Annotated in this window: 13 protein-coding genes and 1 pseudogene; 5 read left to right on the top strand and 9 right to left on the bottom strand. The window is 63.1% G+C overall.

The window, feature by feature from the left end; translation table 11 throughout:
• From KDX37_RS25620 to KDX37_RS25595, 6 genes are all read right to left on the bottom strand, one after another.
• Nucleotides 1–1,608: condensation domain-containing protein (locus KDX37_RS25620; protein WP_231655978.1), on the bottom strand; the 1,608-nt coding region annotated here is incomplete at its 3' end.
• A gap of 48 nt (nucleotides 1,609–1,656) precedes the next feature.
• Nucleotides 1,657–4,803, bottom strand: a complete 3,147-nt coding sequence (locus tag KDX37_RS25615) for a non-ribosomal peptide synthetase (RefSeq protein ID WP_231655975.1) — start codon at nucleotides 4,801–4,803, stop codon at nucleotides 1,657–1,659.
• 11 nt (nucleotides 4,804–4,814) lie between these two features.
• The gene (locus KDX37_RS25610; protein WP_231655974.1) at nucleotides 4,815–9,293 is read right to left on the bottom strand and encodes a condensation domain-containing protein; all 4,479 of its coding nucleotides are present in this window, start codon (nucleotides 9,291–9,293) and stop codon (nucleotides 4,815–4,817) included.
• Between the two features lie 45 nt (nucleotides 9,294–9,338).
• The gene (locus KDX37_RS25605) at nucleotides 9,339–10,319 is read right to left on the bottom strand and encodes a TauD/TfdA family dioxygenase (RefSeq protein WP_231655972.1); all 981 of its coding nucleotides are present in this window, start codon (nucleotides 10,317–10,319) and stop codon (nucleotides 9,339–9,341) included.
• A 40-nt stretch (nucleotides 10,320–10,359) separates the two neighbouring features.
• Nucleotides 10,360–11,103, bottom strand: a complete 744-nt coding sequence (locus tag KDX37_RS25600; protein ID WP_231655970.1) for a thioesterase II family protein — start codon at nucleotides 11,101–11,103, stop codon at nucleotides 10,360–10,362.
• Between the two features lie 254 nt (nucleotides 11,104–11,357).
• Entirely contained in the window at nucleotides 11,358–13,004 is a 1,647-nt protein-coding gene (locus tag KDX37_RS25595; RefSeq protein WP_231655969.1) for a cyclic peptide export ABC transporter, read from the bottom strand.
• Between the two features lie 202 nt (nucleotides 13,005–13,206).
• Between KDX37_RS25595 and KDX37_RS25590 the strand changes: the two genes are divergently transcribed.
• The 4 genes from KDX37_RS25590 (at nucleotide 13,207) to KDX37_RS25575 (ending at nucleotide 19,553) form a co-directional block, all read left to right on the top strand.
• Nucleotides 13,207–14,118 (top strand): ABC transporter substrate-binding protein, encoded by a 912-nt coding sequence (locus KDX37_RS25590; protein ID WP_231655967.1) that lies wholly within the window; start codon nucleotides 13,207–13,209, stop codon nucleotides 14,116–14,118.
• The gene (gene fhuB, locus KDX37_RS25585; protein ID WP_231655965.1) at nucleotides 14,111–16,099 is read left to right on the top strand and encodes a Fe(3+)-hydroxamate ABC transporter permease FhuB; all 1,989 of its coding nucleotides are present in this window, start codon (nucleotides 14,111–14,113) and stop codon (nucleotides 16,097–16,099) included. Before KDX37_RS25590 ends, fhuB begins: the two co-directional genes overlap by 8 nt.
• A 163-nt stretch (nucleotides 16,100–16,262) precedes the next feature.
• Nucleotides 16,263–17,282 (top strand): GNAT family N-acetyltransferase, encoded by a 1,020-nt coding sequence (locus KDX37_RS25580; protein WP_231655963.1) that lies wholly within the window; start codon nucleotides 16,263–16,265, stop codon nucleotides 17,280–17,282.
• A 99-nt stretch (nucleotides 17,283–17,381) separates the two neighbouring features.
• Nucleotides 17,382–19,553 carry a TonB-dependent siderophore receptor gene (locus KDX37_RS25575; protein WP_231655961.1) on the top strand — a complete coding sequence of 724 codons (2,172 nt, stop codon included), beginning with the start codon at nucleotides 17,382–17,384 and terminating at the stop codon, nucleotides 19,551–19,553.
• A gap of 132 nt (nucleotides 19,554–19,685) precedes the next feature.
• Here KDX37_RS25575 and KDX37_RS25570 read toward each other — a convergent pair whose 3' ends face one another.
• The gene (locus tag KDX37_RS25570; protein WP_231655959.1) at nucleotides 19,686–19,889 is read right to left on the bottom strand and encodes an MbtH family protein; all 204 of its coding nucleotides are present in this window, start codon (nucleotides 19,887–19,889) and stop codon (nucleotides 19,686–19,688) included.
• Between the two features lie 251 nt (nucleotides 19,890–20,140).
• Here KDX37_RS25570 and KDX37_RS25565 point away from each other — a divergent pair, with 251 nt between their 5' ends.
• A complete protein-coding gene (locus KDX37_RS25565; protein WP_231655958.1) occupies nucleotides 20,141–20,563 on the top strand; it encodes a GNAT family N-acetyltransferase in 423 nt (140 codons plus the stop codon).
• 63 nt (nucleotides 20,564–20,626) lie between these two features.
• On the opposite strand, the gene KDX37_RS29910 is transcribed toward KDX37_RS25565, so the two are convergent.
• Together KDX37_RS29910 and KDX37_RS29905 are read right to left on the bottom strand one after the other, a co-directional pair.
• Complete coding sequence (locus KDX37_RS29910; RefSeq protein ID WP_406643360.1) at nucleotides 20,627–21,490, bottom strand: methyl-accepting chemotaxis protein; 864 nt, start codon at nucleotides 21,488–21,490, stop codon at nucleotides 20,627–20,629.
• Nucleotides 21,485–22,267 (bottom strand): annotated as a pseudogene (locus tag KDX37_RS29905) (MCP four helix bundle domain-containing protein); the annotation flags it as partial. The gene KDX37_RS29910 and the pseudogene KDX37_RS29905, both read right to left, overlap by 6 nt.
• Between the last annotated feature and the right edge of the window lie 85 nt (nucleotides 22,268–22,352).

Below are 22,352 nucleotides of genomic sequence, written 5' to 3'. Positions count from 1 at the left end.
CACGTCCGGCGCTACGCCCTGACCTTGCAGCCAATGGGCGAGTTGATTGGCGCGGGCGTCCAGTTCGGCGTAGCTCAAGCGCTGAGTGCCGTAGACCAGTGCCAACGCATCCGGTGTGGCGCGAACCTGTTCGGCGATCAGCGCGGGCAGGCTTGAATACGCTGGGTACTGAGTGTCGGTGGCGTTCCAACTGTTCAACTGTTGCAGCTCGGCCACGCCCATCAACGGCAGGCTGAACACTGGACGGTCAGGTGTCGTGACCATGCCCTGCAACAACTGGCACAGGTGCTGGCCCAGGCGCTCGACCGTCGCGGCGTCATAGAGCGCGGTGACGTATTCAAGACGGCAATCGATGCCTTCAGGGCTGGCGATGACGTCCAGCGTCAGGTCGAAGCGTGCGCTTTCCAGCTCGACGTCCAGCACGTCCACGTCCAGCCCCGGCAGACGAAGGGCCTGCGCGTCACGGGAATGACGGAAGTTGAACAGCACCTGGAACAGCGCGGTGTGGTGCAGATCGCGGGTCAGATTCAGACCATCCAGCACGCACTCGAACGGGAAGTCCGACTGTTCCAGTGCAATGCGGCTTTCATCACGCAAACGACTGCACAGCGTTCGGGTGGTCAGTTGCGCTTCCAGACGGGCGCGGTACACCTGGGTGTTGACGAAAAAGCCGACGATGTCCTGCACTTGGGCATGGCTGCGTGCGGCGTTGGGCACACCGACGGCAAAGTCACGCTGGCCGCTGTAACGCGCCAGCACGACTTGCCAGGCACCCAGCAGCAACACAAAGGGCGAGCAATGCTGCTGGCGGCAGAACTCACGGACTGCCTGGGCGGTGGCCGCAGGCACCTGAACATCATGCCGCGCGGCCTCAAGACGTGGCGCCGCGCTGCGTGGCCGATCGGTCGGCAGCTCCAGCACGGGCACGTCCTGCCCCAGATACTCACGCCAGTACGCCTGCCCTTCAGTCAGGCCCTGGCCGGCAAAGTGTTCGCGCTGCCAGGTTGCGTAGTCAGCGTAATCCAGAGACAGGCCTGGCAGGGGCTGGTCATTGCCGCCCAGCGCCGCCGCATAGGCCTGGCCCAGATCGGCAATCAGCAACGGGTTCGACCAGGCATCCGCGACAATGTGGTGCAGGCACAACAGCAACACCGCACTGCCTTCGCCAACCAACAGGCTGGCCCGCAGCAGCGGCGCCTGACCCAGATCGAAGGGCACGGCGACGCGCTGGCGCAGTTCCGCTTGCAGGTCAGCGTCGTCTGCCAGGCTTACGCATTCGAGATGGAAATCCACCACGGGCTCGATCACCTGCATCGGCTGATCGTCGACCATTACGAAACGGGTGCGCAGGCTGGCATGACGCTCGATCAATCGGCGCAAGGCGGCCTGTAAGGCCGGGACATCCGGCTGGCCATGAATCCGCAGGGCACGTGCCGAGTTGTAAGCCGGGCTGTGCACATCGTATTGCTGGAGAAACCACAAACGGCGCTGGGCGAACGACAGCGGCGCCGGTCCATTCTCGGTGCGTCGGCCCGGCCCGCTGGGAGCGGCTGGCGCTTCATCATCAAGTAACAGGGCAAGCAATTCGTCGCGGTCGATATCGGTCATGGTCAATCCAGTTCGAAAAGAAGGGGGCCGACCGGGGCCGGCCCATTGTCAGTGGGCCGCCAGACCTTTGGCGGCACGAGCCTTGGCCAGCAGCGCGGCACGTTCCTCGTCACTCAGGCTGTCCAGTTCGCGGCGCAGGCGGGCGATCTTTTCCAGACGTGCCGGGTCGGCAAGTTCGCCGAGGGCCACAGCCAGCCCGGCTGCGTTGGGGTGGTCGAACACCAGACCCGGCGGGACTTCGAGCTTGAACGTGGTGCGCAAGCGTGCCACCAGCTTGATCACCAGCAACGAGTGACCGCCAGCCTCGAAGAAATCGTCGTCAACGCCCAGCGCCGTCGGTGCACAGTCGAGCAGTTCGGCCATAGCGTCGCGCAGACTGGCTTCCAGTTCACTGGTGGGTGCTCGGGCAGGTTGACGCCGCGCCAGTTGCCCAGGCTCAGGCAACGCATGGCGATCCACCTTGCCGTTGGACAGACGCGGCAGGCTTGGCACCGCCAGCAGACGCGCCGGACACAGCGCTTCGGGCAAGCGCTCAGCCAACGCCGCCGGCAGTTGTTGCAACGCGTCATCAGCAACGCCCTGAGCGAGTACCACGTATGCGATCAGGCTGGCTGCGCCTTCGCTGGGTGACCACAGGCGCGCAACGGCTTGATCAACGCCGGGCAAACCGAGCAAGGCCGCCTCGACTTCACCCAGTTCGATGCGTTGACCGCGCAGCTTGACCTGATGGTCCTGACGGCCGACCAGTTGCAGGCCACCTTCGGCGCGATAGCGGCCCAGATCGCCCGAGCGATACAGGCGCTGGCCCGGCATGAACGGGTCGTCGACAAACCGTTCGGCATTGGCTTCGTCCAGGTAACCCCGGCACAGCTGCGCGCCGCCGATGTACAGCTCGCCCAAGGCTCCGGTGGGGACCAGACGCAGGCGGTCGTCAAGCAGGTACACCCGGTTACCGTCGAGCACACGGCTCAGCGGCACCCGGTCATCGCGGTCCGGCGCGTCGGCCCGCAGTGGGTGATACAGCACGCCGACCGTGGTTTCAGTGGGGCCGTAGTGGTTGAACAGGCGCAATGCGGGCGCTTGAGCGAACAGTTGCTCGACCAGTCGACGCGGCGTCGCTTCGCCGCCGAGGATCAAGGTGCCGGGCAAAGGAGGGGCGTCACCTTCAAGCAGCGCCGCCAGATGCGACGGGACGAATTTCGCCACGTCCGGCCGCTCCCTGAACAGAAAACGGCTGAAGGCCGCGCCATCAACCAGGTCGTCCTGAGCGGCGATGACCAGCTCGGCACCGGCCTGCCAGGCGCCGAACAGCAAGGTATGGCCCAGGTCGACGGTCAACGGGCTGGTCAGGGCCAGGCGCATGCCGGGTTGCAGGCCCAACGCTTCGCAGGCTGACTGGGCGTAGTTGCGCAGCGCACCATGCTCGATGAGCACGCCTTTCGGTGCACCGGTCGAACCGGAGGTGAACAACAGATACGCCAGATGTTGGTCCGTCAGCTGCGGAGCCTGGAACGGCATGGGGGCATCGGCACCTGCCTGCTCCAGACTGGCGCTGGGCCATGGGCCCTGAGCGCTACTGGAGGCGGGATCGCACAGCACCAGCGCCGGGGCCGCACGTGTCAACAGGTCATGGCGACGCTCGGCTGGCCAGCCCGGCTCCAGCGGCAAGTAGTAAGCGCCGGCACTGAGAACAGCGAGAATATGCAGCACGCCTTGCAGCGAACGTTCGCTTTCGATAGCCACGCATTGCCCGACGCCCACACCCTGCCCCTGCAACCAGCCCGCCATGCGCGTGACGGTGTGCTGCAACTCAGCGTAATCCAGGCGTTGCTGACCATTGCTGAGGGCCATTGCCTGCGGGGTTTGCCGGGCGTGCCGGGCCAGACGTTGCAGCAACCCTTCACCGTCCGGTGCGGGCAGGTTCGGGGCCAGTGCCAGCAGGCGCTGACGCTCTTTTGCTCCCGTCGGTTCAAGGTCGGCCAAGGCAATCGCGCCGTCGGCGGGCAGGGTTTCCAGCAGTGTCTGGAACTGTTCGAGCAACACCTCAAGGCTGGCCACGCTGTACGCAGCGCCGTTGGCTTCAATGCTCAGGTGCAGGGTTTCGCCCCAGCGGCGGGCGCGCAGCAGCAGTTCGAATGCGGAGCGGTCTGGGTAGGCGAGCACCCGGCCGGGTGCTATACGCGCCTGCTCCGACACAAACCCTGCCAGCAGCGGTGCGGCGCTGGTGGGCGCTTCAATCGGGCAGTATTCCTGCCAGCCAAGATGATCAGACAGAACGCCTTCGGCCTGCTGCAGCCATTCGGCGAAGCGGCACGCAGGGTCAAGCTCGACGCGCAGCGGCAGCACTTTCTCGAAGACACCCAGGGTGTGCTCGAAATGGTCATAGTCGTTGCGGCAATCGTGCAGCCAGCCGCCGACAAAACTCTGCTGCCCGCTCAGCCGACTCAGCAGCGCCCACCACAGACCTTGCAGCACGAAGTCCAGCGGTTGCCCCAGAAAGTCAGCCAGGGCCTGCACAGCGCTGAGCCGTGACGCCGGCACTTCGGCCTGCACATTCAAACGCTGCGCCTGAGGTAGAGGGACGGCGCTCCGCAGCCCGAGGTGCAACGCAGCACCCTGAGCAGGATCGACCTGAGCGTGCTGCCAATAAGCGCGGCCTTGCGCGGCATCTTCATCAGCGGCCATGTCCTGGCGCCACTCGACGTAATGCTCGTAGCCGACGTCTCTGGTGACCGGCGTCTCGCCTTGCGCCAACGCCAGCACGTCGGCGACCAGACGCTCCAGGCTCGGCGGATCAAGTGCCAGGGCGGCCGCGACAAATTCCACTTCGCGGGTGCCATCCGCCAGCGTCCTGCAGTTGACTGCCAGCACCTCGCCTTCGTCCAGCGTCAAGGCTGGCGCCGTGGCGTCGAGCTCTACCCAACGTACCAAGACGCTCTGGCTGGCGAATGCCTGACGCCAGCCACGAAAACCCGAAACCTGCAGCCAGCGTGCACCGAGGAGCGGCTGGCCTGCGGCGTACTGCTGCAACGCGGCGTGCACAGCCGTGGGTGCATCGGCAGCGCTCAGGGCGATGCGTAGCCGATGGCTGCCGGCGTCGGCACGTGCCGGGTCGTGACCCAGCAGACTGGCGCGCTGCTCGGGGCTCAAAGCCAACGTTTGTTGCGCGGTCAAATCAACGCTCAGATCATTCATTGAAGGTGTCCTTAAACGGGGAGGCCGGCGGATTGGCCAGAGCGTTCGACGGTGTCTTCGGCAGCGCTGTCGAACACGCTGCGGTCGGTCATTTCGCCCATTGCCACGACAATGCGTCGCGGGCCTTCGAACGGGTCACGGGCGTGAGCGACGAGCATGTTGTCGAGCATCACCACATCGCCGCGCTGCCAGTCGAAACGCACTGCGCAGGCTTCATAGAGTTGGCCCAGCTGTTCCATGATCGCGTCGTCGATCGGCGTGCCGTCGCCGAAGTACACCTGACGCGGCATGTGCCCGGCACCGACGATGCCCAGCAGGTCGCGACGCACGTCCGCCTGCAGGCAATAGTCGTGGTGCAACTGGACCTGGTTGAAGAATGATTTTTCACCGGTGTAAGGGTGGCGGATCACTGCCGGGCAAGGCGTGCGGGTCTGCAGGCCGCCGTTGGCCAACCACTCGAACGCCACGTCCTGTTCGCGGCACGCGGCCTCGACCACGGCGCGATCATCGGTCTTGTAGAAGTCGCGCCAGTCCACATCGAAGCCAGGCGTGAACGTACGCACGTACAACAAACCCTTGCGCTCGAAGGTCTCGGCCAGCTCGGCAGGCAAGGCGCGGTACATGGCCCGGCAGTCAACGATTGGCGTGGCGCCACCGACCGGCGACGGCAGCTCGCAGAAGAACCACTGCTTGCGCGGCCAGCGACGCAGGTGCGCACTTTCGTTGTGGAACAGGATCATCTGCCGCTCGGGATAAGGCGTGGAGCGGTAGGTGTTGCGCCCGCCTTCCTTCTTCGGCAAGTCGCCGTAGGCGCCATACAGGCCAGGCTGGATGGCCTCGGCAAAGGCCTCGAAATCCTGCGCGGTGCTCAGGCCAAAGCCACGGAACAACAGACCGGCATGCCGGCGCAGCCGGGTTTCGATGAACTCGCGGTTCTGGCTGGCCCACACACAGGGATCGAGGTCGGCACTGATGGGCTCGATCACCAGCGGGAACTCACTGCCGGCGTTCAGCGGCGTGCAACGCACAGCGGACTGGACGGCAGACGGTGCGGCCTGACGGGTGAAAGACTTGAGCTTGTCGCGCTTGGCATCCAGCCGCGAGCGACCACTGGCCGGCGCAACCGGCGCCGGTTGCAGAGCGCCCAGGGTCAACGCGGACAGCGGCTGGTCCGGTGCGGCGAGAACCTGCCCCAGCAGATCGACCCAGGCATCGGCCCAGCAGCGCACTCGTGCTTCATCGAGGATGGCAGTGGCAAACACCCACTCGCCACTCAGACCCTGGGCGTCGGGGGTGAGGAACAGCGCCATGTCGAACTTCGAGGTTTGCGCCGGGGCGGCCAGCAATTCAGCGCTCAGCCCCGGCACCGCGAACTGCCCGCGCGGCATGCTGTGCAGCACGAACAGCGCCTGCACCAACGGGTTGCGCTGGCGCTCACGGGGTACACCGCTGGCGTCGACAATCTGTTCGAACGGCAGATCGGCCTGTTCAAAGACGGCGAGGGAATCTTCGCTGACCTGGGCCAGCCACTGGTTGAACGACTGCTGGTCACGGACACGGGCCCGCAGCGGAACGATATTGACGAAGAAGCCGATGAGTTTCTCCAGCTCGGCGCGTGGTCGACCGGCGATGTCGGTGCCGTAGACCAGATCGTCCTGACCCGTGATGCGATGCAACAGCCAGTCGAAGGCGCCACGCAGCACCATGAACAGGCTCGCCCCATGCGCGCGACCCAGTGTTTCGAGCGCCGCAACCTGCTCGGTACTGACCTGGAAGGTCACGCTGGCACCCGCCGTCTGCGGCGTCGCAGGGCGCGGGCGATCGGTCGGCAAGGCCAGCTGCTGTGCTGCACCGCGCAAGTATTCGCGCCAGAAATCCTGCTCACGCTGACGCTCGGTGCTGCCCGCCTTGGCGTTTTGCCAGGCTGCGTAGTCGCTGTACTCGATATCCAGTGGTACGAGCGAGGGCGCCTCGCCGGTCAGTTGCGCCTGATACAACGCGCCCAGTTCCTGGACCAGCACACCAAATGACCAGCCATCGCCGATCAAGTGATGCATGCTCAGCAGCAGGCGATGCTCCTGATCGTTCACGCGCAGCAGCGTGGCGCGCCACAACGGCGGCTGTTGCAGATCAAACGGCTGACCGGCGGCTTCGGCCTCGGCCATGGCCAGCGCGGTGGCCTGTTCGGCGTCGCGCAGACCGCTCAGGTCGAGCACCGGCAACGCCAGCTCGACCTGACTGGCGCAATGCACCTGCGCCACGCCGTCCGGCCCCGGCACGAAGGCACTGCGCAAGCTCGCCTGACGCTGCATGAGCCCGTTCAACGCACCCTGCAGCGCGTCCGCACGCAGCTCACCGCTCAGCCGTAACTGGGCCACCATGTTGTACGCGGCCCGGCCTTCTTCGCCGCCCAATTGCTGTGCCAGCCACAGGCTGCGCTGGGCCGGTGACATGGCTTGCGGCCCGCCTGCTTCCAACTTCTGCAGCGGTACGCCTGCGGCCATGCGCGGCGCGGCGTCAATCGTGGCGGCCATCAGGTACAAGGGGCTGGCCGCAAACAGCGCGCTCAGCGGCAGTTCGACGTTGAACTCGGTGCGCACCCGCGCCACCACTTGCACAGCTGCCAGAGAATGACCGCCCTTGGCGAGGAACACGTCATCGCGACTGATATCGACACCTTCAAGCACCTCCGACCAGATCGTCGCAAGGCGCTGCTCGGTCTCACCCTCAGGGGCGGCACCGCCTTGCTCGGCGGTGAGCGGGCTCAGCACCGGACGACGGTAGACGTGATAGGCACCCAACTCGCCTGTTTCCAGACGCAGTCGGCAGGACGAGCGTTGCAGCTTGCCGCTGGTGGTCTTGGGCAGCGCGGCGGGCTCCAGCAGAGCGATGACGCTGGCCGGTTCCTGCTGAGTCTCGCTGACCACACGGTCGATGGCGTCGATCAAGGTCTGCGGGTCGAACTTCTTCTGCACGCTGCGACCGATCTCGGCGGCGATGCCGATGCACTCGCGGCCGTCGACCTGTACCGGGAAGGCTGCAACGCGACCTTTACGCACTGCTTCAACGCCCTCCTCGACGGCTTTCTCGATGTCCTGCGGGTAACGGTTCTGACCGCGAATGATGATCACGTCCTTGGCCCGCGAGGTGATGAACAGACCGCCGTTGTGAAGGAACGCCAGGTCACCGCTGCGCAACCAGCGGCCGTCGGGCAGGTCGAGAAACGTCTTGGCAGTGGCCTCAGGGTTGCGCCAGTAGCCATGCGCGACGCTCGGCCCACGCACCCAGATTTCGCCTACCGTGTTGTCCGGGACGGGTTGCAGGGTCTGCGGGTCCATCAGGCGTACTTGATCGTCGAACAACAGCCCGCCGCTGCTGACCATCTCGGTGCCGGATGGATCAGGTACTACCCGACCGTGAGCCAGTTCCTGGTGGTCGACATGCAGCGTGTAATAAGGACCGCCGCGAATATTGCTGGTGACCATCAGGGTCGCTTCTGCCAGCCCGTAACAGGGATGCAGCGTGGTGGCCGCCAGACCGGTCGGCGTAAAGCGCTTGCAGAAGTCTGCCAGCGTATCGGCACGTACCGGTTCGGAGCCGCAGAACGCCACGCACCAACGACTCAGGTCCAGTTCGGCGAGCAGGCTGTCGCGGACGGTCTCGGTGCACAGCCTGAAGGCAAAGTCCGGGCCGCCGCTCAACGTGCCGTCGTAGCGGTGAATCGCTTCCAGCCAGCGCGCCGGGCGGGCAAGGAAGTGCTGAGTGGTCATCAGTACCAGCGGCACGCCTGCGTAGATCGGCTGCAGCATGCCGCCGATCAGACCCATGTCGTGGTACAGCGGCAACCAGCTGACAAATACATCACCCGGCCGGGTACCGAAGCCCATCTGCAGCAGATGCTGGTTGTCCAGCAGGTTGGTGTGAGTGACTTCCACACCTTTGGGTTCGGAGGTGGAGCCGGAGGTGTATTGCAGCATCGCAATGGCATCGCCTGGCACTTGCCGTGAACGCCAGGTGCGCGGCGGCTGCGCTTCGAGTGCCTGAACGCTGGCGACCGCCGGCAGGCGTGCCAGGGTCAGACCATCGCGCAGTTGCTGCGAGACCTCCAGAGCGCCCTGCTCGCAAAGAATCAGCGACGGCTCGGCGTCCATCGCCATGCCTTGCAGACGCTCGGTATGGAATTGACGATTGCGCTCCGGTGGATAGGCGGGCACAGCGATCAGCCCCGCATACAGACAGGCAAAAAAGGCCACGATGTAATCAGGGCCATTGGTCAGCAGCAGGAGCACCCGATCACCTTCCTGTGCGTGTTCCTCAAGACAGGCCGCCATATGACGGACCCGGGCATCGAGCTGGGCGTAGGTGTACAGCTCGGTGGTTTCGTTGCCGTCGCCGAGAAACCGCAGGGCCAATTGCTCGCCTTGCTGTTCGGCGCGCTGCGCCAGCATCTCGATGAGGGACCGGGGTTGAGACTTGTACGGGATGGCCATGGGGCGTCCTCCTGCAATCGCAAAAATCAGAAAATTCGAAGGTGCTCAGCGCGCTTCGGCACCGTGGGGTTCGGCCATGGCCACCACCACTTTGCGCGGCCCCTTGAACGGCGCGCGGCCGTGAGCAGCGAGCATGTTGTCGAGCATAAGGACGTCGTTGTCCTGCCAGGCGAACTCCACTTGCTCCTGCTGCATCACGCCACGGATGTCTTCCAGCAGGGTTTCCTCCAGCGGGCTGCCGTCGCCGTAATAGACGTTGCGCGGCAAATCTTCTTCCTCGACCAGATCAAGCAGCGTTTCGCGCACTTCCTCGGGCAGGTTGGACACATGAAAAAGATGCGCCTGGTTGAACCACACCGCGTCGCCGGTGCGAGGGTGCGTGGCCACTGCCTGGCAGACCTGACGCGTGCGCAGGCCGCCGTCGTCCTTCCACTCAAGGCTGATGCCATGCGCCTCGCAGTAGGCGTGCACTACTGAACGGTCCTCGGTGTTGAACACCTGTTCCCAGGACACATCCAGGCCGTTGCCGTAATTGCGTGTGTACATGAGGCCTTTGCTGGCGAACCGCTCACGAATCTGCTCGCCGACGCGCCGGTAGATCGCCCGACTGTCCCCGATCGGCGTTGCGCCACCCACCGGTGATGCCTGCTGGCAGAAGAACCAGATCTTCATCGGCCAGTCACGGGTATAGGCCTGCTCGTTGTGCAGCGGAATATGCTGGTGCGGCGGGTACTCGGTGGAGGTGTAGATACCTGCCGTCACATTGCTGCGCGGCGTCGAACCGAATTCATAAGTCAGCAGGTCAGAACCGAAGCCCACCGCAAAGCGACGAAAGCGTTCAGCGGTCTGCACATCGAAACCCCGCAGCAGCACGCCACCGGCGCTGAGCAACTGCTCATCGATCAGGGTCCGAAGGTCGGGCAGGCAGCCCGACAGATCCAGCCCCGGCTCTCGGGCCTCGATCAGCAGAGGTAACGGTGTGTCGGCGTGGCGCAGGGGCCGGATGTCGAAGCGCGAATCAAGCATGGAAGACTCCGCGAGAGAATGAAGGCGGCGGGGCATGTGATCAGCCCAGAGCGCGCAAGGAAGGGAGTGCAGGGCGTTGCGCATGCGCCAGTGCAACCAGGCGCTGCAGAAAATCGGCACGCTGGCGATGCAGGAAGAAATGCCCGCCCGCGCACATTTCCAGCTGGAACGGCCCACTGCACTCGGCCTCCCAGGCCGCGAGGGCACTGACCACAACGCTGTCGTCACGCCCACCGAAGACATGCAGCGCACACGGCAAAGCCTTGCGACGAGGCGGTTGATAGCGGTCGCCCAGCAAAAAATCAGCGCGCAGTACCGGCAACACCATGGCCAGCAATTCGCGGTCATCAAGAACCGCCTGAGGCGTGCCGCCGAGCCGGTGCAGCTCTGCGATCAGCTCGGCATCACTCATGGGTTGGGCATCTGGTTTGCCGTCGCGCTGGCCGGGAGCGGTGCTGGCTACGGCGATCAGGGCACGGGGCGGTTCGACACCCAGGGCAACCAGCGCATGAGCCACTTCCAGGGCGACGACACCCCCGACGCTATGGCCGAGCATCAGGTACGGCCCGTCGATCAGCGGCAGTAACTCGCGCCCCAGGTTTGCCGCCAAGCTGGGCATGTCCACCTGCAACGGCTCATCGCCACGGCGACCATGGCCGGGCAATTCGACTGGCTGCACATCGAGCCAGGTGGGCAAAGCCGCGCGCCAGGGAGCGAACGCCATGGCGCTTGCTCCGGAGCATGCAAAGCAGAACAGGCGGATGCGATCGTTTGCGACGGACACTGAAAATCTCCTTAAAGCACTCGGCAAGCCAGACTGGCCTTGCCTGGAACACTGCTAATAAGGACGAAAGAAATGCGCGGGGAATTAAGTGTCTTTGATAAATATTGTTATTTGCAGAAGGGACAGAGCCGGACGGAGGACAGGTTTCGGCCGGATGGCCTACGCGCCATGCAGCAGGAGCGGTGACCGTCACTGCGCGCCTTACCGACCGGGTCGGAAAAGCGCGCAGTGCGACAACACTGAATCGATAACCATCAACCTGCCGGCTGCAACTCCGCAACAAGTGCAGGTGCCTGACGATGCACGATCTGGCCGCGTTCGAGCTTGATCAACTGGTCAGCCAGATGGAAGTAGCGGTCGTCGTGAGAAATGACCAGCAGCGTCTTGCCCTGCGCCCGCAACTCAGGCAACAGCTCGCAATAGAACACTTCACGGAACGCCGGGTCCTGGTCTGCAGCCCATTCATCGAAAATGATCACCGGACGCCCTTCAAGGCACGCAACGATCAAGGCCAGGCGCTTGCGTTGGCCCTGGGACAGTTCCCGCGTTGAGAACGAGCCGTCACTGACGCTGACCTTGTGATCCAGGTGCAGCTTGGCCAGCCATTCCGACGCCTGGGTATCCAGACTGGAGTCCGGCGCTTCGAGCAAGGTGTCGAACAGGTGGAAGTCCGAGAACACCGCCGAGAACAGCTGGCGGTAATCATCCCACTCGCCGTCCGCTACGGGCCGGCCATCGACACGCACTTCCCCGCTTTCCGGCCGGTACAGGCCGGCGATCAGCTTGGCGAGGGTTGTCTTGCCGCTGCCGTTACCACCGACGAGGAAGGTAATTTCACCGGGATTGAGGGTCAGCGCCACCGGACCAAGGGTGAACACCTCGTCCTCACGCTCGCTGAAATAACCGTGGGTCAGACCGTCCAGCTCCAGCATCACACCCTTGGGCTGTACGGCAGGGGCTGCGGTCTGGACCTGGGACTCCGCTTTCAACTCGGCAAGCGTTGCTTCGATGCGCGCACTGGCAACTCGCGCCTGACTCATCTGCGGCAGGTTCAACAGGACGCCTTCGAGCGGCCCCATCATGTACAGAAACACCATGACATAGCCGGTGATCACTGCCGTGTCGGAGGGGATCCACAAACGCAGGAACAGCACCACACCGATCAGTACCAGGAACAGCAAGCGTCCCCAGCCACCCGTGATAGCGAACAGCATCAGACCCTTGGCACGGTTGTGACGCACTTGCTCGACGGCCTTCACCAGCACCTCATCGAGAAAACGTCGGGCCTTGGAGCGATTGAGCTTGAGCTCCTTGGCGCCCGAAACCATGGCGTCGAAGTGCCCGAAAAGCTCGTCCTGACTGGAACCCGCCTTGCGGAAATACTGGAGCATGTGCGAATGGCACAAGTGATAGCCAAGCGAACCAAGACCAATGGCCAGCACCGACACCAGAAAAATCGCCCATGACAGATACGCCAGGTAGCCCAGGCAACCGATCACCACGACAGCACTGGTCACCAGCATCGGGAAACCGGTGAAGAAGTTCGACAAAGTGGTGGTGTCATCGGCCAAGGCCGCCTGGATGCGCCCGCGCCCGGCTTTTTCCAGCCCGCGCAGCGGTGCCGCCACCACATGCCGCGAGATATGCAGGCGCAAGGTAGCAAGGCCTTGCTGGCTGAGATGAGCGAACAGCGTCCTGGACAGCACTTGACTGCCCATCACCAGCGCTATCACCAGCACAAAAGGCAGCGCGTAACTGGCCAGGCCGTCCAGCGGTGCGTTCAGGGCCTGGTTGATCAACGCCACCAGCAGCACGTTGGCCAGACCGCAGACCAGGCTTGCGCCAATGGCCACGGCCAACCGAGTGCGCGAAGCGCGGACCAGCATACCGAACAATGACATGGTGTCTCCTTGGGGTCGGCTGGCGCAGGCCGTCACGCCGTCGCCATCGATAGAGTGGGGTCACAGGAATAAACGAAGCCTGCAAGCGATTCTTTAGCCCCGTGCCGGGCCGTATTATTGCAGGTATTGGGAATAAGATGCTGTTGCTATAGACTCGCATCCTCGCCAGGAGGCGATCGTTCTGCCTCGGAGTCAGCTGCAAATGTCCATTACCCGCCGTCGAGCCCTGACGGGTCTCGCACTGCTGCCGGTCGCACTGTGCGGCTCGCGACTGGTCCGCGCTGCCGGACCGACACTGCCCAAAGTCGATATCGTCAGTTTCGAGCCTGCCCTTACGGAAAGCCTGCTGGGCCTGGGTGTGGCGCCAAGAGCGGTGGTGAACGCCGGTTATTATCGCGAATTTGTCGCGCACCCGGAAATGCCTGAAGACGTTCTGGACCTCGGCCCGAGCATCGAGCCCAATCTTGAATATCTGCAGCGCCTGGCACCGGGCCTGATCATCGGCACATCCTGGCAACTGGAGGGCACGCTGCTGAACCGCATCGCGCCGCTGCGCACCTTCGATATCTACACCGCGAACGCCCAACCCTATCGCAACGCTGGCCAGGTGATGCTTGACCTCGGCGCGCTGGTGGACCGTCGCACCGAGGCGCAGACCCTGCTTGAACAGACCGACCGCCTGCTTGACGAGTTGCGGGCCCGGCTCGCGCCGATCAGCAACCGTCCGGTGTACATCGCCCGCCTCAACCCGGACGGCCGTCACCTGCTGATGTTCGGTGCAAAAGGCATGTATCACGCGGTTCTTGAACGCCTGGGCCTGCGCAATGCCTATCAGGGCCGCACCAACGCCTGGGGTGGCAGCCCCGCAGTGGGCATCGAAACGCTGCTGGACCATCCCGAAGCCGCGTTGCTGTATTACACCAACCCTCGCGAAGCCGTCGCGGCGCAACGTCGTCTGGACAACAGTCCGATCTGGCGCGCCCTGCCGATGATTCGCGAAGGCCGCACTCAGGCGCTGCCACGCTTTTACCCCAGTGGCGGTCTGCTGACAGCACAACGCCTGGCACTGACGATCACCGAGCAGTTGCTCGCCATGGAAGCCAACCATGCCTGAACCGACCTCACGCCTGCGCCGCCAGCCGGCATGGCTGGCCCTCTGCCTGCTATTCATCGCCCTGGCCCTGAGCATCCATCAGGGCAGTTCCCTGCTAGCCCATGCGCCCTGGAGCGATGCGTTCGGCACAGTTGCCCCTGATGACCTGCCCGCCTTGCTGGTTCGTTACAGCTATCTGCCACGACTGGTCATCAGCCTGCTGGTGGGTGCAGCGCTGGCATTGGCCGGGGTCATCTTTCAACAAGTGCTGCGCAACCCCATTGCCGAGCCGACTACGCTGGGCGTCGCTTCCGGGGCGCACCTGGCGCTGGCTGCCTGCGCCATCTATGCGCCGAACCTGCTCGATGGCGGCCAGGAAGGCGTGGCGCTGGCCGGTGCCAGTCTGGGCATGCTCGCGGTGCTTGGCCTGGCCTGGAGCCGACGCCTGTCACCGGTGGCGCTGATCCTTTCCGGCCTCATCATCAACCTGTACTGCGGGACCCTGAGCACCTTGCTGGTACTGGCGAACCACGAAGTGCTGAGCAACCTGTTCATCTGGCAATCAGGCTCGCTGAACCAGAACAACTGGCAGGACGTGTATCACCTGGCGCCGCGTCTGGCAGTGGCGGCCGTGTTCGCGGTACTGCTCGCTCGTCCGCTTGAATTGCTCGGCCTCAACGACGCCGCGGCAGGCAGCCTCGGTTTATCGCCCAACCGTCTGCGGCTGATGGCCCTTGCAGTGGCCGTAGCGTTGAGCGCCAGCGCCATTGCCAGCGTCGGCGTGATCGGCTTCGTCGGTCTGGCAGCACCCGCCCTCGCTCGTCTGGCGGGTGCCCGTACTTTGCGCCAGCGATTGATCTGGGCACCACTGTTCGGCGCTTTGCTGCTGCTGCTCGCCGATCAGGTGGTGCAGGTACTGGCAGGTCTGCTGGGTGGTGAGATGCCGACCGGTATCTTCACGGCCTTTCTTGGCGCGCCGCTGCTGCTGGTGCTACTGACGCGGCTGCATGAAACCCGCCTCAACCCGCCTTCTCAACGTGCGGCCAGTCATGTTGCGCCGCTCAAGCGCACTGCGTGGATATTGCTCGCAGTGCTGGCGGTCTCGGTGTTGCTGGCGCTGACCTGGGGCCGTGGCCCGGATGGCTGGTATTTCAGCGGCGGTGCGGAGTTCGAGGCGTTGCTGCCATGGCGTGCGCCACGCGTGGCCGCTGCGTTTGCCGCCGGGATCCTGCTCGCACTCGCGGGCACCCTGATGCAACGCATGACCGGCAACCCCATGGCCAGCCCGGAAATGCTTGGTGTCAGTTCCGGGGCCGCGCTGGGCGGCATTCTCGCCCTGCTGATCGTGCCTGGTTTCAACCCGATGGTCCTGCTGCTGGCCGCCACGTTTGGCGCCTTGCTGGCTCTGCTGGCCATTGTCGCCCTGAGCTGGCGCAGCGCATTCGCACCAGACCGCATGCTGCTGACCGGCGTTGCGCTGAGCACCCTGCTCAACGCGTTCGCCGCACTGTTCATGGTCAGTGGCGATTCCCGGGTGCTGCTCATGCTCAGTTGGATGACCGGCTCGACCTATCGCATCGACACCGCCCAGGCGGTCGTCATCAGTGCGCTGGCGGTGCCGTTCCTGCTGGTCACGCCGCTGTGCAACCGCTGGCTGGCGATCATGCCGCTGGGCGCCGAACGCACCCGCGCACTGGGCATCTCGCTGGGCGGCAGCCGACTGGTCCTGTTGCTGCTCACCGCAGTGATGACCGCCGCTGCGACCCTGGTAGTCGGGCCACTGAGCTTCGTCGGCCTGATTGCGCCGCACATGGCACGTATGCTGGGCGCGCAAAGGCCGGTCGCGCAATTGATGCTCTCGGCATTGCTGGGCGGCACGCTGCTGGTGCTGGCCGACTGGCTGGGTCGCAATCTGGTGTTCCCGTGGCAGATTCCAGCCGGCATGTTCGCCACTTTTATCGGTGGCCCTTACTTCATGTGGTTGCTGGCGCGCAAACGCTGAAAACGGCCTGCGATGGCAGGTCATCTGAAAAAATGTAAATAGTTGTGATTCCCATTCGTTACAGACTTACCTAAGCTATGGCCTGGACGAACTGCGCCGGGCCAATGCCCGGCAGGTTTCCTGCGGGCCGGCATACGCGAGAAACCACTAACGGAGAAGCATCATGACCACGCCGAACTTCACCCTACGCCTGGCTGACGACCGCAGCGTGATCGCCCAAGTGGCGGACGACGGCAACGGCAGCCTGACCATCGAGGGCGTCGTACCCGTGCATTTTCATCGCCACGACCATCAGGTGGTGCTGGAGAACGTGCCCGAGGCATTCCCGGTCACCGGTCTGCTGGCGCTGCTCGGCCAGATCTTCTGCAATTCATCCCGCGTCCCGCTGCTGGAAATCAGCGCTCCACTTTCTCTCGACCGCGCTCGCGACGCCATCCGCCAAGGCGTGTTCGACACCCTGCTCGGCCACGACGGCCACACGGCCCGCCTGGGTTGTGCACGCAGCAGCTTCTGGCAACACCCGCTGCCGTGGCTGACCACCAGCTCAGCCGCCGGCATGCCGCTGCGGTATACCTTCAGCGGTGAAAAACGCCACCCGCAACGCCCGCCGATCCCTGATGGGGAGGTCTATCGCCGTGAACTGCCCGGCCTCAAGACCACGTTCAGCCTGCGTACCGTCGACATCGGGCGTGACCTGGAGCGTTTCAACCGCTGGATGAACCTCGAACAGGTCGCCTTCTTCTGGGAACAGACCGGCAGCCTGCAAGAGCATGCCGAATACCTGCAGCAGATGCTCGACGACCCTCGAGTTCTGCCACTGATCGGCAGCTATGACGACGAGCCGTTCGCCTACTTCGAGGTCTACTGGTGCAAGGAAGACCGCATCGCCCCTTACTACGACGTACAGGACCACGACCGTGGCTGGCACGTGGTGGTCGGCGAGAGCAAACACCAGAGCGCCGGCAAGCTCAAGGGCTGGTTCCGCTCGCTCATGCATTACATGTTCATCGACGAGCCGCGCACCCAGCGCATCCTCGGCGAGCCGCGGATCGACCATAACCGGCAGATCGGCTTCCTTGAGTCCCAGGGCTACGGCAGGCTCAAGACCATCACCCTGCCACACAAGAAAGCGGCCCTGCTGCGTCTGGAACGCGAGACCTTCTTCGACGATTACTACCCTTGATTGTTTGACGCTGGCCGCCCGCTACCTGATGGGGATCAGCAACGAGCGGCCTGACCTTTAACCACTTAAAAGACCAATACTTCACACTCAGGAGCCTCCATGCACGCAAAGAATGTCTTCGCCTATCATCCCTTGGCGCTCGCCTTGTTTCTCAGTGGCCTGCCGCTGAGCGCAGCATACGCCGCCGACACTACCGGTGCCGCAACGCCGGGCAGCACGCTGGTGCTGCAGGACACCAACATCGATGCCAAAGTGATCGAGAACCCGACCGGGCAGGTCAGTGGCCCGGTGGCAACGCGCAGCACCAGCGCGAGCAAGACCAACTCGGCGATCAAGGAGATCCCACAGTCGATTTCGGTCATCACGCGTGACGAAATGGACAACCGCAAAACCGACACGCTGGCCGAAGCCCTGAGCTACACGCCAGGCGTGATTGCCCAGCCGGGCGGTTTCAGCCGGGTAGCCGATGACTTCGTGATCCGCGGTTTCAACGTGGGCTCGGGCACTGGCGGCATTCTGCGTGATGGCATGAAACTGCAAGGCAGCGTGTATGACGGCGGCATCGAACCCTACGGCCTGGAGCGCGTTGAAGTGGTCAAGGGCGCCTCATCGGTGCTGTACGGTCAACTGTCACCGGGCGGTCTGATCAACACCATCACCAAGCGTCCGACAGACACCCCGCTGCATGAAATCAACGTCGAATACGGCAGCCATGCCCGCAAGCAATATAGCTTCGACCTCGGCGGCCCGCTCGACGACGCAGGGCAGTTTTCCTATCGCCTCACGGGCCTGTGGCGCGACAGCGACACGCAGACCACCGACGCAGACGACGACCGTCGTTACATCGCACCCGCCTTCACCTGGCGCCCGAACGAGGACACCTCGCTGACCTTCCTGGCCAGCTATCAGGAAACCCGCACCGGTTTTGCCCCGCCTCTGGACTATGACCTCACGACCTCATCAAGCACTCGTTACCCCAAGGTCGATCGTGATCTGTTCACCGGCGAGCGCGGCTTCGATCATTACAACAACTACTCGACGACGGTCGGCTATCTGTTCGAACACAACTTCACGCCAGACCTGAAAGTCCGTCACTCGTTACGCCACTTCGATGCGGATCTGAGCTGGGACTACATGCAGGTCGCCGATACGGGCAGCGTGGCACTGCGCAACCAGGGCCTGCTGGCACGTCGGGCAAGTATTCGCCGCGAACGCTCTGAAGGCTGGACCAGTGACAACAACGTCGAATGGACCCTTAACAGCGGCCGTTGGCAGCACACCCTGTTGGCAGGCGTGGACTACTACCACAAGACCTACGACTCGCATCGCTTCGCGGGCGCCAACTCTGTTTTCAACCCGGCAAACCCAGTGTATGGCGCACCGACGGCCATCACCACAGCCGACACCGGCTCGGACCTGCACAGCGCCCAGGCTGGCGTGTATGTACAGGATCAGATCAAGTTCGACGACAAGTGGGTACTGCTGCTCGGCGGCCGTCAGGACTGGGCGGAAAGCCGCACCTACGCCAACGCTACCGGCGCACGCACGCCACGCGACGACAAAAAGGCGACTGGCCGTGTAGGGCTGGTGTATGAAGCGGACAACGGCCTGGCACCTTACATCAGCTGGAGTCAGTCGTTCCTGCCCGCCAACGTATTCAACGCCAACGCGCCTACTGCGTTCGAACCGACCGAAGGCGAACAGTATGAGGTGGGCGTGCGCTACACCCCGCCAGGCACCAATGCCCTGTTGAGCGCAGCAGTTTACGACCTCAAGCAGAAAAACTCGCTGAGCACCGACCTTACCGGTAACACCGTGCAGTTCGGTGAAACCCGCTCACGCGGCGTCGAGCTTGAAGCCAAAGCGGACATCACTACGAACCTGAGCACCACTGCGTCGTACACCTACACCGACTCGAAGATCACTGATGACGCCGTGGCGAGCCGCGTCGGGACACGCATCGATGGCGTGCCTTACCACATGGCCAGCCTGTGGGCCGACTATCGTCTGACCGCGCTGGGCCTGTCGAAGGTCGTGGTGGGCGGCGGTGCACGCTACATGGGCACCAGCCGGACTTCGAGCTCGGACACCGACGCGAAAGTCGAGGCGTACACCCTGTTCGACGCGAAAGTCAGCTACGAAGTCGACAAGAACTGGACAGTGGCCATGAAGGCGCAAAATCTGGCCAATGAGAAGTATCTGTTCTGCAACGCCTCGTGCCGCTACGGCGACGAACGCACGGTGATAGGTTCGGTCAACTATCGCTGGTAATTGACCGGGTCAGCCCGAAAATCCGATGCCAGAACTCTGGCATCGGATCTCGTATCGCAGGTCTGGGCATCAGTTCCTGACCTCAACCCGGCCTGAACGGGTCCATCAAAGACACCAACGCCCAACGCAACGTTACGCCTGCATTGCCTCGCGCAAGCTGGCGGGACGCATGTCAGTCCAGTTTGCTTCGATATAAGCCAGGCAATCGGCCTTGGATGCTGCGCTACCTACCGTTGACCAGCCCTGCGGCACAGCCTTGAACTCGGGCCAGATCGAGTACTGCTGTTCTTCGTTGATCACCACCAGAAACTGGGTGTCTTCACGGTCAAATGCCATCTGTCTTGCCTCCGTCGGATAATGAATGCGCCTGCGCCACGGACACAGGCCTACCCATGGAAGACGTATGACACAGCACTGAAATTAGCCCTGTTCTCTCACACCCGCCCTGTCGACTGAATGCCTTGTCGGCAGCGTCCAGGGGAGCGGCACTCGAAAGCCAGAAAAAACCGCGACGCGCCTGCCCCTCTTTACCCATGCCCACTCGTCGTTTTAACCTCTGCGGGCAATCAATGGCCGGGAGCCACCGCATGAGCGTGCACATCGAAGTCAACGGCAACCCCACAGAAGAAGATCGCCTGGCGATTCTGGAACCTTTGAGGCGCTACAACGCCGAGCAGGCGGGTGACGGGAAATCCGAAAAACTGGCGCTGTTCGTGCGTGATGACCAGACCTCGGAAATCCTCGGCGGTCTGCATGCGCGGATCCTGTATCGCTGGCTGTTCATCGAACTGTTGGTGGTGCCTGAACAGGCCAGAGGGCAAGGTATGGGTAATCGATTGATGGAGATGGCAGAGCAGTTGGCGCGCGACAAGGACTGCGTCGGCATATGGCTCGACACCTTTGACTTTCAGGCGCCGGACTTCTACCGACGGCATGGCTTCACCGAATTCGGCCAGATCGATGATTACCCGCCCGGGCACACGCGCTTCTTTTTCCAGAAGCGCCTGTAAGCCAATCGCCGCAGGCTGTTGCAGCCTGAGGCTCTCAGGCCTGTTTGATCGAGAACAAGGGGATCAGACCTTGAACCGTCCTACCAGGCTATTGAACGAGACCGCCAAACGGGAGAGCTCGTGGCTGGACGCGCTGGTCTGATTGGCGCCAGCAGCAGTCTGAGTGGACAGATCCTGAATGTTGACCAGGTTACGGTCCACTTCGCGAGCAACATGGGATTGCTCCTCGGAGGCGGTTGCGATCAGCATGTTCCGGTCGTTGATCTCTGCAATGCTCTGTGCGATACGCTCCAGCGACTGACCGGTGGCCTGCGCCAGCGACTGAGTGTTGCTGGCCAGGGTGCGGCTGTTACCCATGGCACGAACGGCCTGGTCAGCGCTGCTCTGAACACTGCCAATCATCGCCTCGATTTCCCCGGTAGACGCCTGGGTACGCGCAGCCAGTGCACGCACTTCGTCCGCTACGACGGCAAAACCACGGCCCTGCTCGCCAGCACGCGCGGCTTCGATGGCCGCGTTCAAGGCCAGCAGGTTAGTCTGTTCGGCAATACCCCGAATGACATCAAGAACCTTGCCGATTTCGCGCACACGCCCGGCCAGCTCTTCAACCATGGTGGTCGAACTGCTGATCTCGGTGCTCACGGAATTGATCGCGTTCACCGCCTCGCGAGCCTGGTCACGACCGTTGGCCGCTTCGGTGCTGGTGACTTTCGACGCATCGGAGGTGGACATGGCATTGCGCGCCACCTCTTCGACCGCTGCGGTCATTTCAGTCACCGCCGTTGCAGCCAGTTGAATTTCGTCATTCTGACGCGTCAGACCACGGCTGCTTTCCTCGGTAACCGCATTGAGCTCTTCAGCAGCGGATGCCAACTGATCAGCAGCGCTGGAAATTTGCCCGATGGTGCTTTTAAGGCTGTTTTGCATGTCGCTGAGCGCTGACAACATCAAACCGGCTTCATCGCGATGCGCGCTGATGATTGGCTGGGTCAGGTCGCCGCCCGCAATTCGCTGGGCACTGCCCACGGCGTAGGCAATGGGCTTGCTGATGACACGGCTGATGAACAGACCCAGACCAAATGCGGCCAGAAAGGCCAGGCCTATGCCTACGTATAGGTTGAGGTTGGCGGCGGCTTCTGTTTTTGCAGCTGCGTCAGCGCCTTCACCGGTCTGACGCGCATTGGAGCCGACCATGATATTCAACTCCTCCATGATCTTGCCGTAGACGGCACGAACCTCACCATCGACCAACGCTCTCGCTGCACCGGCATCTCCCGACAGGGCCACACCGACAGCTTTATCCACCAGCGCCTGATAAGCAGGCCAATCCCGGTCCATCTGATCGCCGGCCGCTTTCTCGTCATCTTCAAGCGGCGTGGCACGATAGGCGTTATAAGCCTTCTCAGCCTGAGCCCTGTTTTCACGAATGCTGGCGACAACCTCGTCCTTCGCGGTCTGCGGAGCATTGGCGGCCGCCGTTGAAATCATGCGATACAAGTCACGATTCTGGGCAATGACGTTGGCTTTGGTCTCACTGGTCTTGGAAACTGATACCAGGTTGTTGGAAAACGTGAGCTTGAGGCTGGTCGACAAGTCGCTGATGCCTCGGCTGCCGATCACGCCGACCACCAGAGTGATCAGCGCACACAGCGCAAACGAGATAAACAGTTTGGTGGACAGCCTGGCGTTGTAAAACCAATTCATGACGAGGTCCCTCTGATGAGCGATAAGCAGAGGCTCTATCACAGGGCATCCGTGATAATGACAACCTCATGCGTCCTATCGAGTA

The organism is Pseudomonas californiensis (assembly GCF_021147775.1).
Classification (GTDB): Bacteria; Pseudomonadota; Gammaproteobacteria; order Pseudomonadales; family Pseudomonadaceae; genus Aquipseudomonas; species Aquipseudomonas californiensis.
The sequence above is the reverse complement of the archived record's forward strand: the minus strand, read 5'-3'. Positions and strand labels throughout refer to the sequence as shown.